Genomic DNA, 15024 nt, shown 5'->3' on the forward strand with positions numbered 1-15024 from the left:
TGCGCTCCACAGGCTGACACCGCCAGTCCGGCGGCCTTGGCGACGTTGACCGCCGCGTTGACGTCCCGCTGCCATCAGTCCAGGTAGCGCGCCGCGGTCCTCCGGTTCAGCGGAAGACGACGTTCGCCGCGTCGCCGACCGGGACGTAGCCGATGCGCTGGTAGATCGCGTTGCTGGTGGGGTTGGCGAGGTCGGTGTAGAGCAGCACCTCGGCCGCGCCGCCGGCCCGGGCGTGGGCGGAGGCCGCCGCCGTCAGGGCGCTGGCGTAGCCGTGGCCGCGGTGCTCGGGCGGGGTGTAGACGGGGCCGATCCGGGACATGCCGGCGACGGCCGGGCTCGCTCCGGCCAGGGCGGTGGTGCGGCCGTCGCCGGCCTCCCAGAGCAGCAGGGTGCCGGCGGCGATCCGCTGGTCGGCGTCGGCCCGCACGTCGCCGGGGGCGCTGATCCCGGCCTCGGTGCAGAACGCGGCGAGCCAGTGCGCGACCAGCTCCCGGTCCGCGGGCGCGGCGGGGCGGGGCCGCCCGGCGGGCGGGGCCGGCGGCGGGGTCAACTCGCCGAGCCGGTACAGCCGTTCGTCGGAGGCGACGGCCCAGCCGAGGCCGGTGCACCGGGCCCATTCGGCGGCGAAGGCGAACACCGTCTCCCGGCCGCCGCCCGCGTCCTCGGGCCGCTGCGGCCGGTCGGCGAGCACCCGGGCGAGCTCCTCGGCGGCGGCGGTGCCCATCCGGCCGAGGCGCTGCCCGTACGGCGGGGTGCGCACGGTGGCGCCGGTGACGGTGCCGTCCGGTTCGCACCACCAGCCGTACTCGGGCGGCGTTTCGCCGTAGGCCCGCGGTCCGTCCCGGTCGATCCGGTCGAGGATGGTGAGCAGCACGGTGTTCTCGACGGGATCGGCCGCGAGGAAGGCCCCGGCTGCGGTGCGGAACGCGTCCAGTGACGTGGTGAGTGTCCAGCCCATTGCCGCATCCTCCCCCGCCGCGGTCGTCCGTGCCCAGCGGGTTTTTCCGGTCCGCTACTTCCCCCGCAGGCGGGCGGCGAGTTCGGCGGCGTCCGCCGTGGGGCGCTCGCAGGCGAAGTGCCGGCACACGTACGCGGCGGGCCGGCCGTCCAGCAGCGGCCGGTCGGCGAGCAGCGGCACCTCGGTGTCGCCGGGTTCGCCGACGGCGACGGCCGCGCCGGGCGCGGTGGAGCGCAGCGCGGCCAGGTGCAGCGCGGTCCGGTCCGGGTCGCCGGCCGGGCCGACCACGGCGACCTCGCGGGGCCCGTCGAGCAGCGCCTCGGCGACGGCCAGGCCCCAGCCGGTGAACCGGGGGGCGCGGGTGCCGAGGGTGGAGACGATGCCCAACGCCCGTTCGGCGGCGGTGCGGTGGCGCGCCGAGCCGGTGTACGCGGCGTACGTGAGCAGGGCGCCGGCGGCGGCGGTCCAACCGGACGGGGTGGCGTTGTCGGTGGGGTCCTGCGGGCGGCGGATCAGTTGCTCGGCGTCGTCGGCGGTGTCGTACAGCGCGCCGGACGCCTCGTCGGTGAAGTGCAGCAGCACCAGGTCGAGGAGTTCCCCGGCCAGTTGCAGCCAGGAGCTCTCCCCGGTGACGGCGTACAGCGCGAGGAAGCCCTCGGCGGTGTCGGCGTAGTCCTCCAGCACGCCCGCGTTGGCGCCCGCCCGCCCGTCCCGGGAGGTGCGCAGCAGCCGTCCCTCGGCCGTGAGGTGGACGGCGATCAGCAGGTCGGCGGCGCGCTCGGCGGCCTCGACCAGGTCGGGGCGCTCCAGCAGCGCGCCGGCCTCGGCGAGCGCGGCGATCGCCAGGCCGTTCCAGGCCGCCACCACCTTGTCGTCCCGCGCGGGGGCCGGGCGCCCGGCCCGCGCCTCGAACAGCTTCGCCCGGATCTCCCGGTACTTCTCCTCGTCCTGCGGGTCCTCGACCAGCCGCAGCACCGAACTGCCGTGCTCGAACGTCCCGGTGACGTCGAACAGTCCGACCGCCACGGCGGCGTCCGCCGCCCCCAGCACCTGCTCCAGCTGTTCGGGCGTCCAGGCGTAGTACGCGCCCTCGGCGTTCTTCCCGCTCGCCGCGTCCAGCGAGTCGGCGTCCAGCGCGGAGGCGAACCCGCCCTCGGGGGTGCGCAGTTCGCGCAGCAGGAAGTCGGCGGTCTCCAGCGCGACCCGGCGTGCCCGCTCCTCGCCGGTGGCCCGCCACAGGTGCAGGTACACCCGCAGCAGCAGTGCGTTGTCGTACAGCATCTTCTCGAAGTGCGGCACCGTCCAGGTCGCGTCCACCGCGTACCGGGCGAAGCCGCCGCCCAACTGGTCGTAGATCCCGCCGCGCGCCATCGCCTCGCAGGTGCGCTCCACCATCTGCAGCGCCGCCTCGGACCCGGTCCGCGCGTGGTGCCGCAGCAGGAACTCCAGCACCATCGACGGCGGGAACTTCGGCGCCCCGCCGAACCCGCCCCGCCGCTCGTCGAACGACCGCGTCAACTCCACGACCGCCCCGTGCAGTTCACCCTCCCCCGGCAGCTCCGCCACCCCGCTGCCCACCGCGTACACCGAGGCCCGCTCCGCCAGGTCCCGCCCGATCCGCGCCGCGACCTCCGCCACCTCCTCGCGCCGCCCCGTCCACGCCTTGTCCACCCCCTCCAGCACCTGCCGGAACGAGGGCATCCCGTGCCGCGGCTCCGGCGGGAAGTACGTCCCGAAGTAGAACGGCTCCTTCCCCGGCGTCAGGAACACCGTCATCGGCCACCCGCCCTGCCCCGTGGCCGCCTGCACCGCCTCCATGTACACCGCGTCGACGTCCGGCCGCTCCTCCCGGTCGACCTTCACCGCCACGAACCGCTCGTTCAGGAACCCCGCCGTCACCTCGTCCTCGAACGACTCGTGCGCCATCACGTGACACCAGTAAACTTACAGAAGCATAAGTGGCAGGACGCATAGCCCACCGAAAGAAGGATGGGTACGTCCCGCCGCTTAGCTTCATTCATCGCCTCCTCTCCCCATGGCCACCAATCCACCGGATTGGAAGCGTGCTGGAGTAGGTACGGCGACTGCTCGTTAGCCAGTCGGTTCATACCGGCATCGTCCCATGATCCGAACCGCCCCGCGAAGCTTTCGGGCAGCCGGGTCAGGAGTAAGTCCTTGAGCACAATCAGTCACGAACACGCCATGTCCAGCGCTCCGCTCGACGAGACCGGGCCGGACGATCTTGAGCTGCGCGGCAGGCCCGCCGGGCTCGCTCCGCCGGAGGAGCTTGCCCGCCTCCACCCCGACACCCCCTTCTTGATCGGGTACTCCCGCATCTCGGACGACTGGCGCAAGCACAACAAGAAGAAGGCCGCCACCTCCGCGTGGTCGGCGGGCAAGGGCGTGGCCAACCAGCACCGCCGCAACGGCAGGAACGCGGCTCGCCACAACGCCGTGATCGTCCACCGGTACACCGACAACGACCTGTCGGCCTCGAAGCGCGACGTAATCCGTCCGGACTTCCAGGCGATGCTCCGGGACCTCCGCCGCGGGCACACCCCGGAGGGCTACCCGGTCCACGGGGTCATCTGCGTGGACCAGGACCGCGTACAGCGCACGGACCGGGACTGGGAGGACTTTGTCGAGGCGCTCACCCTCGACCCGAGCCGGCGGTTCTACACCCCGTCGGGGCCGATGGATCTCACCGAGGAAAGCGAGATCATCAAGACCGGCATCATGGCGGTGGTCAACAAGGCCGAGTCCATGAAGAAGAAGCGCCGAATCCGTGACTGGCACCAGGACCGAATACTCGACGGTTTGCCTCACAGCGGCCCGCGCCCGTTCGGCTGGGAGGAAGACCGGAAAACGCTTCGACGGGTCGAGTCAGACTTTCTCGCGTGGGCGATTGACGAGCGCATCAAGGGGAAAGCCATGAGCACCCTCTGCGATGAATCACGGCGACGAGGGCTGAAGGGAAGCCGTGGCGGCAACATTGTTCCGCAGACGCTGACACAGATGATGACTGCGCCACGTGTCTGCGGCTATCGCGCGAACCGTGGTGACCTCGTCCTGGACGACAATGGCATGCCGATCGTGGGAGTCTGGGAAACGGTAACCACGCCGGAAAAGTGGCACGCAGTGTGCGCCACTTTCGGGCCTGGAAGCACTTATCTTGCCCGCGGCTCTGGCACACCGAGGATTACCGGCATCCCAAAGACCATCAAGTACCTAGGCTCCACCTTGCTTCGCTGCCAGTACCGCATCGAGGAGGAGCTCAACGGGGTTGTGACGACACGCATTTGCAACGAGGCCATGGGTGGCTCGGTGACTTCGAGCAAGCGAAGTCCGTACGTCTACACCTGCTCGCGGTGCTCGCGTAACTCGATCTCCGGACCCATGGTCGACAAGCAACTCCAGCTCCTGGTGCTGGCGAAACTGAAAAAGGCTCAGGCTACTTTCATCCCGGTCAAGGTCGCTTGGCCAGACGAACAGAAGCTCCAGAAGAAGGCGGACAAGCTCGCCGACCTGGAGAAGAAGTGGCAGGAGGACGAAGTCCCCGCCGACATGTTCTACAGGCTGGCGATTCCACTGGAGAAGGAAGTCAAGAAGTTGCGCCGCGAGCGAGCCAAGTTTGAATTGGCGGCAGAAGTGCAGAACCAGGCACCGGACGACGTTGCCAAGAAGTGGCTCTCCGGCGAGTACGACCTTTCACAGAAGCGCCACGTGCTCTTCGAGATATTCTCCGCTGTCCAGGTTCTGCCGGGACAGAAGGGGAACAAGACACCGAACCCGAAGCGCCTCATCCCTGTGTGGAAATAGCTCCCCGCCCTCGACGGCAGCTCGGCACGAGCGGAAGGGGCGGGGCCGTGCACTCTGGCATGCACGGCCCCGCCCCTTCCGCGTCAGCAGCCACCTCTATGCGCGGCGTGGCCGACCTCACGCCGCCCTCGCTCCCGTTCGCGCTCCGCGCAGCCGTACGTTCGATGAGGTACCAGCATCACGAGCAAGGACGGACCGGTCGGTGGAGCGCCGCAGCACGGACCCCATGATGACGATCTGCACCGGTTGCAGGTCTGTCATCGAGCGCATCCCGAACCGCCCCGGAGCGTGCCCCGGCTGGCCGTGCCGCGCCCACCCCCGACACGAGGCTGCCAACCGCCTCGCAGCGCTCCTCCAAGCCGGCCCCGGCCCGGCCCATTCACCCCGGCTCGCGCCCGGAGGGCTAAAGATCAATTAAGGCGTCGTCGCTCTCAATTTGATCTTGGAATTTGCGCGTCGGCGTGACCTTCACAACACGCCCAGCCCGGACATAACACACTTTTCTCCTTGTACGATTGACCGTGGCTACGGCCACCGATCGACCGGCCCCCGCACACACCTCAAGCACAGGCTCCTAACTGATAGCGCCTCGCGTACGAGTATCTGGGTGGCGCTGGCGGTGCAAACCAGCATTTCAATGGAGCGACTAATGCGTTGGCGTAGAGACCCTTCACAGCGCGCACTCGTGAAGGAATGTGAGAGGCTGCTCGCCGACCTTCCTGTTCCCACCCCTTTCAGCGTCGAGGCACTGGTGCGGAACATGGAGGGCGCGTTGGGTCGCCAGATTCGGCTAGTACCACTAGACGACCCCGATGGCGGGCTGGGCTCAGCATGCGGCCTCCGAGTGAAAGCGCCGGAGTTCACCCTCATTCTCTACCGCCGCCGTTCGAGCCGGAATCAGACCGAGCACATCATCCTCCATGAGCTCGCGCACGAATGGCTGGACCACGGGACCACTCTGACGGCAGTCGAGATCGCGCGATACGTTCCTGAACGAATCCGCCAAGAGGTCATCCGTCGTTATCCATCGGCGGTGGTCCAAGGGCGCGTCGACTTTGACAGCCCCGAGGAGAAGCAGGCCGAGCTTTCGGCGTCGCTCATAAAGAGGCTGGCGCGCCGTCAGTCAGCCGGGGGAGATGACATGGTCAGCCTTCTTGAGGCCTCCCTTGCTCACCCTGTTGCCCCGCCCCAGCGCCGGCGTTAGCCGTATCGGGCACCGCAACTTCCGACCGTCCACCTCATTGCGATTAAGGCTGCGGCCGTCCGACTTTCAGGGTCGGGACAATTGCAGCCTACCCAAGATAGCCACGGTTCAATGTCCGACTATTTTCAATATCTGACTGCGGTTGTAATGACCGCAATCGCTGTATGGCGATTCCCAGCAGTTCGCTACGGTGACTTTCACCGCCGGGCCCTGTGGGGAGGCTATGCAGGGTTCGGAATAGCCCTGTGGCTCTATACACCGGCACTGATGACCGTCATGGACCGAATCCCGGTCGTGGACGTGGATGCTCTGCTCAGACACTTCGCCAGCACTGCGGCAACCATCGCAGCCTTGACCTACGTCGCCACGAGCTACGGGAAGAGCACGGAGGCAGTTGTCCCCCGTCACGTAGCGGTCTCTCGCTGGATCGCCCGCGCATCATATAAGGCCGGGATTGTAGGCGTCGCTCTCCTCACCGTCCTGTTCTTTACCGTGGTGGACCGCAAGGTGCGGAGCCAAGATTTCCTCATCGACCATGCCGGCCAGTGGGGATTTGCGGTCTACATGACCGTCTTCTACTTCTTTCCGCTGGTCACGGCCACAGTTTGCGGGTACCAGTGGACAAGGGCAGCGCGACGGGCTGAGTGCACGAGCATGCGCATCGGGCTGCGTTTGATGGGGATTTCGATGTGGATGGGCCTGGTCCATTCGGTGTCCCGCATTGCTCTCGTCTGGGCCGCGGTGATCTTCCCTATGAGTCCCTCCGCAGTTCGACTTGTCGTGGACGCTGCATCAATATGGATGAACCTGCTTTTCCTGATCGTCTGCGTTGGGGCCAGCATTCCCACCACCCGCGCGGCCGTGGCCCGGTGGAAGACGTGGCGCACGTTGAACACGATCTATCCGCTCTGGTTCGACCTGGTAGAGGCGTTTCCGGGGACGAGTCTCTATCCACCTGGAAAGCGATTCACCGAGCTTATGCACATGCGCGTCCCCATCGACGTCCGCCTCGACCGGTGGACCCAGGATATCGCTGACGCTTGCGAGAAGCTGCGCTACTACGCTCCACAGGAGCTGATATTTGTCGCAGAGGACGCTACCGCGTCGCATTCCGATCCGGAGCCGGCCGCAGAAGCGTACTGGATTAAAGCCGCACTCAAGGCCGTTGACGCCGGACCAGCAAGGGTGGATGCCTCCGCCCCTCTGCGAGAAAAGCCTTTTGTTGACACCGACAGCGAAGCAGCATGGCTAGCGCGCGTCAGCACGGCCTACTTGAATACCACCGAGAAGCAGGCTCAGGACCTTCTCACCGAAGCGACAATTTCGGAGTTGGCTGATCGGTAGCCTCTACGGATTTCCGTACGACGCCCAGGGCGGCCTCATCTCAGGCACGCGGGGTGCGATATGGCGATCTTGAATAGCGCACCGACAGTGAGATTCGGCACCATCCGATGCTTGATCTGGTTTGGTACCGTGGGTTGTGCGGACAAATCGGTCTTGATCCGCCCATAGGTACGCCCTGGCCTGCGACGCACAGTCACGACATGGAGCCGGGGCCTGACGCCGTCCGGTCTGGATGGGTGTCCGTAATCTCAGCAACCAGGAGTTCCCGCATGTCCCACCGCCGCACTGGCCTCATCCTCGACTTCGGCGGCGTGCTCACCACGCCGCTGCTGCCCGCGGTGCTCGCCTTCGAGCAGCGCGAGGGCCTTCCTCAGGGCGCCTGCCTCACTGCCCTGTACAAGGACGAGGAAGGCGTCCGGATCACCAGCGATCTTGAGCGCGGCGCGGTCTCCCAGACCGAGTGGAACGAGTTCGCCGGCAAGATGCTGGGCGTGGCCCCCGACAACCTGATGGGCCGCATCTTCGGCGACCTCCGCCCCGAGCCGCTGCTGATCAACGCGGCTGCTGCGGCCAGGCGGGCCGGGGTCAAGGTGGGCATTTTGTCCAACAGCGTCGGCCTCGCCCCCTGGGACCTGTACGACGGCTACGAGCTTGAGCGGCTGTACGACGTCGTAGTGATCTCCGAGCAGCACCTGATGCGCAAGCCTGACCAGGGCCTCTTCGAGATCACGCTCAAGCTCATGGACCTGCCGGCGGAGGAGTGCATCTTCGTCGACGACACCGAGGCGTACGTCAAGGCAGCAGAGCAGCTCGGCCTTGCGGGGGTGCACAACCGTGACCCCAAGCAGACGGTAGCCACTCTCTCCGACCTGCTCGGCGTGGACCTCTCCGCGTCGTAGTTCAGCGCCTCGGAGGTCTGGTCGGCAAAAGGCGAAGGGACTGAGGCGATGCCCCCGTGGGGGCATCGCCTCAGTCCCTTCGCCTTTGTCGGCTCGGTGCAGCGCGGCTACCGCCGCAGGGCCTGCGCCCCGCCAACGGTCGGCGCCGGACACGAAACCGAGGTTCGGAAATTCTCGCCGATCCAGGGCCGCGAGGACCGCTCGCCGGTGGGCGTCAGCCCTCGTCCTCTACGTCTGGGAGCTTGTGCTTCAGCTCTCCGACCAGGTTGTTGATCGTGGCCATCATCTCGGCGGACAGGCCCGCGCCGTTGCCGCGGGCAGCCAGACCGAGGATCTGCCCTCCTCGAATCGACTTGAGGAAGCGGATCGACTCCAGGAATTCGCGGACCTCTTCGTTGAGCTCCGCATCGTCCTGGAAGATGGCGACGTCGACCTGGAGCGCCTCGGCGAGGCCGGCGCGCACTGCTTCGGATGCCTCGGTTGTCGCGCCCGCGCGAAGGGCGGCGATGTCCTCGACCGTAACGACTGGCCCGCTGGCATGCTCATTTACGCGCCGAACGATTTCGTCGTTGGAGGGCGCGTCCTGGTCGAGGTACCCGTACTCCAGGAGATAGTTGATCTTCTCCCCGACCGTGCGGGGTGCCGATGCCCGCTCGTCACCCGAGGTCTCGGGGCGAATCCCGAACGAGCAGTCCTGGGCGGCCAGCAACTCCGCTTCGGTCACCCCGTACGCCTCCGCGAGGGGTCGGACATAGGCGTCACCCAGCCGGCGCCGACCGGACTCGGCATTGCTCACCGGCACGCGGCTCGTGCCGAGGATCGCAGCGGCGTCTGCCACGCTGAGGCCGGCGTCGCACCGCAGGAGCTGGAGGTCCGGCGGGCCGTCGTGGGGGAAGAGAACGTCGAGCGGCTGACCGAGGGCCGCTGCAATCGCGGGGAGCTTCTCACCCTTGGGGTGGTCCGTACCGCTCTCCCATCGCGCCACAGCGGGAGCCTTGACGCCCACCGCGGCGGCCAGCTCGCCCTGGCTCAGGTCCTTGCCCCGCCGGACAGCGCGTACACGCTTGCCGTCGAACTGACGTGGCACATGAACTCCAGGGTGGCGATCGGGGACGGGTCGGGACGGCACCGGGTAGCCGCAGATCAGGGTTGATACTTCTAGGAAAATAATGTAAGTTTAGGTATCGAACCTGCTGATCGGGCTGCCTCCTCTATGGTGCCAGCCTCCAGTGGACTCCTGCGCCTGTCGCATCGACGTGGCCTGCTTTCGGTACCTAGTCGTTGTCGGCCGGTGGCGGGAGCACTCTCCGATGATGTCGGCCGTCGCGGGCCCCGCGGACCCGTCGCAATCCCTGGAGCTAGGGGATGGGCTCACCGCAGGTGTCCCGGCAACATCCCAGGCAGGCACCGGAACGAACGGAGGGGAAACACGTGCCACAGAGAGCCAGCCCGGCAGGAATCCGGGCGAGATGAGACCGGTGTCCAGGAGCTACCAACTCCTGGACACCGGGTCCGGCTCCCTAAAGGGCGCCGATTCACTACTACGCAGGCAACGGAACTTCTTTGGCGAGAGGCCGCTGCGTGCGTTTCTAGCAACCATGGAGTATCGCATGCTTGCCATGCCGAAGGGAATCCCTTCCTCAGTGGCCGGCCACGGCCAGCCCCAGCTCGCCCCTGCCGTCGAGCACGTCCGTCCCCTCTTTGCTCCCTGCTACGGCCAGGCTCCCAGTCGGCCGTCTGGGGTTGAGCACGCCTCCGAGGCGATGGCCCGGCCGGGAGGGCCCGCTACCTGCTGCACGCCCGTACACCCTGTCGCGTTCCTGCGGCTCGGCGCGTGAGGGCGGCCATGGCGGACGCGGACGACCTCGACGCCTCCATTGATGCATGGGTGAGCGCACAGCTCGAAGCCTCGCCGGACTGGGACCGCGAGAAGTGGGAGACGCTGGGGAAGATCCTCGACGTCGAGTTCTCGGTTCCCCACGATTCGCGCGTCTACGACTTCGTGAAGCCTGTTACCGGGACCTCGGTCGACAGCGAAGCCGCTTAGCTCACGCCTTCCTCACCGAGAGTTTTCGATGACTCTCGCTTCCTCTTCTGGCACCGGACCGGTTGGGCTGCCGTGTGCCGCTAGCACCATGAGGCGAAATGAGAACCACAATATCCGACCTCTCCGAGGCGGCTTTGCGGGGCGACTGGGGCCCCCTCATCAGGGAATCCGAGAAGGCCCGAGGGAAGCACTGGGCCGAGAATGCCCGGTGCTCCGGGCGGGATACCGACATGTTCTTTCCTCTCGGGGACGGTCCGCAGGCCGAGCCGATGGAAACGGTCGAACGACTGGGGCTGTCGCTGGTCAGGCCGCTGAATCTGTGTGCGGCCTGCCCGCTGTCGACGGCGGCCCGGTGCCTGATCGAGTCCTTGCGCAACGACGAAGAGTTCGGGATTCGCGGGGGGCTGATTGCCTCGGAACGCTCTACTCTGCGGGCCAGTTGGCAGAAGCGCACCGACGAGAACGCTGTCGGTCGAGCGCTGCGCGGCTCAACCGCGGCACTGAGCAAGGCGGAGCGTAACGAAGTGATCGCCCGGTTCGCGGCCGATCCCACGATGGATGCCGCTGCCGTGGCGCGAGGGCTCGGAATCACCCACGAGTACCTGTTGAAGCTGGCACGGACCCACCGGCAGAAGCGCCGGTCCGAACCGGCCGCGCCGCCGGTTCGAAGCGCTGATGCTGCCTGACGGCCGCGAGGAAACGATTCTTCCCGCAAGGACTTCCTTGCGTCCTGGAGCCTACCCATGTCTCAGAACAACCTCACTGCTTTGACGCGGAAAAACCTCGAAGAAGAAATTAGAAGGGTTGCCCCCGCTGCGGTTCTTGTCCGGGTCTTTCCGGTCCGGCGAGGCTTCACCTACCTATTCGAACCCGATTTCTACCGTACGTTTCTCGATCACAGGACGGAAGAAGGCGTGGCGCGACTGGTCCGCCGGACTTTCGGCGGTCTCGCGGACTGGCGGGTCGCTCACGACTTCTATCTCCCGACCGGGGAGATTTACCTCACCCCGGAGCCGCACCAGAAGGGGTACATCCCGGAAGACGACCAGTCCTTCGGCCTCGTACCGGCACGCCGTATAGCGATATCCGACGGGAACTTCGAATGAGCGAGATAGCCACGGACCTGGTGTGGTCTGAGTCCAAGGCGTGCAGGGGCTCGCGGCTCGTCCTGCTCGCCCTGGCCCGGGAGGCGGATGATCAGGGGCGGGCGACCCTCACCCTGGAGGAGATATCGCGGCTGACCGGGCTGACGGTCCGCTCGATCACGACGTGCCTCGGTGACCTGGCGTCGCTCGGGGAGCTGAGCCGCGAACGCGGAGGCGGGGCGTCCAACCCCAGCAGGTACTCCATCCTCCTCGGCCAGGCCGGCGGGACGGCGGAGCGCGAGGGGACGGAACTTCCGTCTTCGGGCTCCGGCGTGCCGCAAGGTGGGAGGGACTTCCAGGAAGGGGCTTCCCAGAATTCCCCTGTGGTGCCCTCAAATTGGAATTCTCTTCACGGCGAGCCGGAAGTTTCTTCCTCGCGTGTGCGTGGTGGTAGTACTCCCTACGGGAGTACTACCACCACCAAAAAGCAAGCTAGCTTTGCTGATTCAAAGCTCCGGGAAGTTTCAGCCGGACAGGATTCGGTCGAGGTCCCGGAAGGCGCCCGGGAGCTGGTAGCAGCGATGACCGCGGCCGGGATGGTCGTCGGCTGGCGGCTGACCGAAGCGGAATGGGACCGGGTAACAGCCCTCGCGGCCCGTTGGGGCCACCAACGGCTGGTCGAGATGGTCGCCCGGCGCTGGAACTCCGAGCGCCCGCCGCTGTCCGCCCGCTACCTGCTCCGCATCTGGGCGGACCTCCCTGATCAGGCCCCGGCGCAGGCGGCCCAGACCAACGTCGTCCCGCTGCGGAGGCAGCCCGGAACGTGGGTCCCCTTCCAGAACACCGCCCAGCCCAGCGCCTACCAGAACGGATTTTGATCATGGCCCCCAACCCAGAGCGCGCGGGCAGCGCCGCATCCCTGCGGGCCATGGAACGGATACTCGCAGCGAGAGGGCTACAGACCGTGCCGGAAGCGATCGACGACGACTCGCCGGAGGAGAACCCGGGCGACCGGCAGTGGCACCGCCGGGCCCGCGCGGAGTACGCCCTGGGCCGCTGGAACGCCGCGACCCCGCCCCGGTACCGCGACGCCGACGCGAGCCTTCCGGAAGTACAAGCCTGGGCCGATCGGGCTCTGGCCGACAACGCCGCCGCCGGTGCCCTGCTCCTGACCGGCCACACCGGCACGGGCAAGACGCACGAGGCGTACGGCGCGCTGCGGAGGATCGCGGCCGGCGGCCCGGACCGGTTCGAGCTGATCGCGGTCAACAGCGCCGACATGTACGGCCGGCTGCGGCCCTCACAGGTCATGGGCTCGGCCGAGCGTGAGCTCCGGCGGCTCAGCGAGGTGCAGTACCTGCTGCTGGATGACCTCGGCACCGCGAAGACCTCGGAATGGACCGAGGAGGTGACGTACCGCCTCATCAATCACCGGTACAACCACTGCCTGCCGACCGTCATCACGTCCAACCTCCCCGCGCGTGACGAGACCGGGCCGGACCTGACCGACTTCGTCGGGGCCCGGGTGGCCAGCCGACTGGCCGAGATGGTGACCAGCCTGGTCCCGATGATCGGCGCGGACCGTCGACGCGGCGGGAGGGCAGCCTGATGCCCGTTCGCCTGCAAGGGGCGGCACCGGACGCCACCCTGTCCACAGCCTGTGCATACGTCGGTCCTCGCAGCCCGTACGCGAACCCGTTCACGCCCGGGGACCGCAGCCCTTCCCCGGCCGGGCCCCCGATGGGCCCGGAGGAAGCGGTGGACCTGTTCTCCGCGACGCTCCGGGGGCCGGTGGGCCGCTCCTACGCGAAGGAGTTCGCCCGCGCGCTCCGCGGCCTCGACCTCATGTGCACCTGCCCCCTCGACGTGCCGTGCCACGCGGACGTCCTGCTCCGTCTCGCCAACTCCCCCGGCGGCGGCAACACCATCTCCACCAGCAACTCCACGGAAGGCCCCGCGATGCCCCACCCGATCATGGTCTCTGCGGCCGAACAGCTCACGCTTGACAGGTGGCGGCGCACCGCTGCTCGGCAAGACGCCTTCCGCACCTGGGGCCCTCGGTCCACCAAGGCGGCGGCCAATTTCGCCCACCGTCTCCTCGGCGCCGACGCGGCCACCCTGGAGTGGCAGACCCTGGGTCTCCTGTCGTTCGAGGAGCATCTCCAGGCATTCGCCTCGCTCGACACCGTCGGCGGCCAGCACCTGGAGCTGTACTACTCCGACCAGGGCGGCACGGAGTCCATCACCCTGCGCGTGTCCTGCATGAGCTGCCCCAGCCAGCGCGTACACGCGGTGACCTCCCTGGAGCAGCTCGGACACCTGCTCTCCCAGACCCCGGCCTGGCAGTACATCGCTCCGCAGGATGGGGGCAACTACTGATGTCCCACGCGCACATATCCCCGGTTACCGGCAACTCGCAGTCCGCGGTCCCGCTGCGGAGCATGACCCCCTGGGACCGGTCGGCGATCGTCCTTCTGGGCGCGGCCGGCTTCGCGTTCTCGTACGACGCGCTGCGGCAGATCGCCATAGCGATCCATGCACGCGAGACCTTGTCGTACTTGTTCCCGCTGTTCATCGACGGGTTCATTGCGTACGGAGTGCGGGCGATCGTCCTGCTCCGCCACCAGCCGTTCCTGTCCCGTCTCTACACCTGGTTCCTGTTCCTCGCAGCCACGGCGGCGAGCTTGGGCGCGAACGCGCTGCACGCCATCACGTTGAACCGCGGTCCGCAGTCCGCGCAGTCCGCGCTGCACCTCACGGACAGTGTCGTCGCGGTGCTGTCGATGCTCGCGCCGTTGGCGCTAGCGGGCTCGGTCCACCTGTACATCCTGATGGCGCGGACCGCCGAGTTGTCCGTCCGGGACGGGGCGGAATCCGGTCCCGGACCGGTCCGCCAGGCCGCCCAGGACTCCGCGAGCGGCACCCAGATCCCCGGGCCCGGGCCGCTGGACACCGGCGCGGACTCCGGGATGAGGTCCGCGTCGTCCGCGCCGTCCGGGACGGTCCGCGCGGCTGTTGACCTGCGAAAGCCCGCAAAGCGCCATCCGGAGACACCTGCTGCGGCCGGGCCGAGGCCGCGACCGTCCGCGGCGGCGGACCGGGCGGACGACGGGCGAGGACCGGCCGACGGGCAGCCGACCGGCCGCCCGGACCAGGAGGTACCGGGGCCCGCCCCGGCCGCTGCCGAAGCACCGGCCCCGGCGCCGGTCCCCGACCCCGCAGGCGAGAGCGGACCGTCCGTCCCGGACGACGCCGAACCACCACAGGACCGGGAAGCGTCGCCGTCCTCGGCGGACCCCGAAGCACCGGCCCCGGCGCCGGTCCCCGACCTCGCAGGCGACGGCGGACCGTCCGTCCCGGACGACGCCGAACCACCACAGGACCGGGAGGCCGATGACGAGTGGCTGGAGGACCTGTTGCCGGTCGCTCGGGCGGCCTACCGAGAGAGCGGAAGGATCAGCCGTGACGCGATCAAGGAGGCCGTCCGCGCACGGCAGCCGATCAGCAACGACCGGTTGGGCGTCCTGCTGGCGCGGTTGAAGGACGAGACGGACCAGCGCGCGAGCGCCCCCGCCGCCGCCTCCAGCGCTCTTTGGTGATCTCATCTCATTGGGGCCGCGTGGTCGCTGCCGTCTCCACCGCAGCGACCACGCCCGGCCTCGTCAACA

Annotated in this window: 13 protein-coding genes and 1 pseudogene; 11 read left to right on the top strand and 3 right to left on the bottom strand. The window is 68.0% G+C overall.

Annotated elements, in window-relative coordinates; all coding sequences use genetic code 11:
• Window positions 1-106: 106 nt before the first annotated feature.
• Together IH44_RS0117805 and IH44_RS0117810 are read right to left on the bottom strand one after the other, a co-directional pair.
• Window positions 107-958 (bottom strand): GNAT family N-acetyltransferase, encoded by an 852-nt coding sequence (locus IH44_RS0117805; protein ID WP_030460578.1) that lies wholly within the window; start codon window positions 956-958, stop codon window positions 107-109.
• Window positions 959-1012: 54 nt separating this feature from the next.
• Window positions 1013-3066: pseudogene (locus IH44_RS0117810) on the bottom strand (thioredoxin domain-containing protein).
• Window positions 3067-3133: 67 nt separating this feature from the next.
• On the opposite strand from IH44_RS0117810, the gene IH44_RS0117815 reads away from it, so the two are divergent.
• From IH44_RS0117815 to IH44_RS0117830, 4 genes are all read left to right on the top strand, one after another.
• Entirely contained in the window at window positions 3134-4777 is a 1644-nt protein-coding gene (locus IH44_RS0117815) for a recombinase family protein (protein ID WP_157852362.1), read from the top strand.
• A 607-nt stretch (window positions 4778-5384) separates the two neighbouring features.
• Window positions 5385-5981: a hypothetical protein gene (locus IH44_RS0117820; protein ID WP_369794968.1), complete on the top strand. Its 597-nt coding sequence runs from the start codon at window positions 5385-5387 to the stop codon at window positions 5979-5981.
• 147 nt (window positions 5982-6128) lie between these two features.
• Entirely contained in the window at window positions 6129-7325 is a 1197-nt protein-coding gene (locus IH44_RS0117825) for an MAB_1171c family putative transporter (RefSeq protein WP_369794970.1), read from the top strand.
• 269 nt (window positions 7326-7594) lie between these two features.
• Window positions 7595-8224 carry an HAD-IA family hydrolase gene (locus IH44_RS0117830; protein WP_030460583.1) on the top strand — a complete coding sequence of 210 codons (630 nt, stop codon included), beginning with the start codon at window positions 7595-7597 and terminating at the stop codon, window positions 8222-8224.
• Window positions 8225-8438: 214 nt separating this feature from the next.
• On the opposite strand, the gene IH44_RS0117835 is transcribed toward IH44_RS0117830, so the two are convergent.
• Window positions 8439-9311 (bottom strand): helix-turn-helix domain-containing protein, encoded by an 873-nt coding sequence (locus IH44_RS0117835; RefSeq protein WP_030460584.1) that lies wholly within the window; start codon window positions 9309-9311, stop codon window positions 8439-8441.
• A 759-nt stretch (window positions 9312-10070) separates the two neighbouring features.
• Here IH44_RS0117835 and IH44_RS0117840 point away from each other — a divergent pair.
• From IH44_RS0117840 to IH44_RS48130, 7 genes are all read left to right on the top strand, one after another.
• Window positions 10071-10271: a hypothetical protein gene (locus IH44_RS0117840; protein WP_030460585.1), complete on the top strand. Its 201-nt coding sequence runs from the start codon at window positions 10071-10073 to the stop codon at window positions 10269-10271.
• 98 nt (window positions 10272-10369) lie between these two features.
• A complete protein-coding gene (locus IH44_RS0117845; RefSeq protein ID WP_030460586.1) occupies window positions 10370-10957 on the top strand; it encodes a WhiB family transcriptional regulator in 588 nt (195 codons plus the stop codon).
• Between the two features lie 57 nt (window positions 10958-11014).
• On the top strand, window positions 11015-11377 hold the full coding sequence (locus IH44_RS46550) for a hypothetical protein (protein WP_157852366.1): 363 nt from the start codon (window positions 11015-11017) through the stop codon (window positions 11375-11377).
• Between the two features lie 560 nt (window positions 11378-11937).
• Window positions 11938-12234: a hypothetical protein gene (locus IH44_RS46555; protein ID WP_157852368.1), complete on the top strand. Its 297-nt coding sequence runs from the start codon at window positions 11938-11940 to the stop codon at window positions 12232-12234.
• A gap of 50 nt (window positions 12235-12284) precedes the next feature.
• Entirely contained in the window at window positions 12285-12965 is a 681-nt protein-coding gene (locus IH44_RS0117860; protein ID WP_107066567.1) for an ATP-binding protein, read from the top strand.
• Complete coding sequence (locus IH44_RS48125; protein WP_232794987.1) at window positions 12965-13735, top strand: DUF6195 family protein; 771 nt, start codon at window positions 12965-12967, stop codon at window positions 13733-13735. The genes IH44_RS0117860 and IH44_RS48125 overlap by 1 nt, the downstream gene beginning before the upstream one ends.
• A 62-nt stretch (window positions 13736-13797) precedes the next feature.
• On the top strand, window positions 13798-14955 hold the full coding sequence (locus tag IH44_RS48130) for a DUF2637 domain-containing protein (protein WP_232794988.1): 1158 nt from the start codon (window positions 13798-13800) through the stop codon (window positions 14953-14955).
• The last annotated feature ends 69 nt before the right edge of the window (window positions 14956-15024 follow it).

The organism is Kitasatospora sp. NRRL B-11411, from assembly GCF_000721345.1.
GTDB classification, from domain to species: domain Bacteria; phylum Actinomycetota; class Actinomycetes; order Streptomycetales; family Streptomycetaceae; genus Kitasatospora; species Kitasatospora cineracea.

Excerpts from the sequence above, each read along its gene's own strand:
- IH44_RS0117805 (WP_030460578.1), bottom strand. The coding sequence starts at position 958 with ATGGGCTGGACACTCACCACGTCACTGGACGCGTTCCGCACCGCAGCC.
- IH44_RS0117825 (WP_369794970.1), top strand. The coding sequence starts at position 6,129 with ATGACCGCAATCGCTGTATGGCGATTCCCAGCAGTTCGCTACGGTGAC.
- IH44_RS0117830 (WP_030460583.1), top strand. The coding sequence starts at position 7,595 with ATGTCCCACCGCCGCACTGGCCTCATCCTCGACTTCGGCGGCGTGCTC.
- IH44_RS0117840 (WP_030460585.1), top strand. The coding sequence starts at position 10,071 with ATGGCGGACGCGGACGACCTCGACGCCTCCATTGATGCATGGGTGAGC.
- IH44_RS0117845 (WP_030460586.1), top strand. The coding sequence starts at position 10,370 with ATGAGAACCACAATATCCGACCTCTCCGAGGCGGCTTTGCGGGGCGAC.
- IH44_RS46550 (WP_157852366.1), top strand. The coding sequence starts at position 11,015 with ATGTCTCAGAACAACCTCACTGCTTTGACGCGGAAAAACCTCGAAGAA.
- IH44_RS46555 (WP_157852368.1), top strand. The coding sequence starts at position 11,938 with ATGACCGCGGCCGGGATGGTCGTCGGCTGGCGGCTGACCGAAGCGGAA.
- IH44_RS0117860 (WP_107066567.1), top strand. The coding sequence starts at position 12,285 with ATGGAACGGATACTCGCAGCGAGAGGGCTACAGACCGTGCCGGAAGCG.
- IH44_RS48125 (WP_232794987.1), top strand. The coding sequence starts at position 12,965 with ATGCCCGTTCGCCTGCAAGGGGCGGCACCGGACGCCACCCTGTCCACA.
- IH44_RS48130 (WP_232794988.1), top strand. The coding sequence starts at position 13,798 with ATGACCCCCTGGGACCGGTCGGCGATCGTCCTTCTGGGCGCGGCCGGC.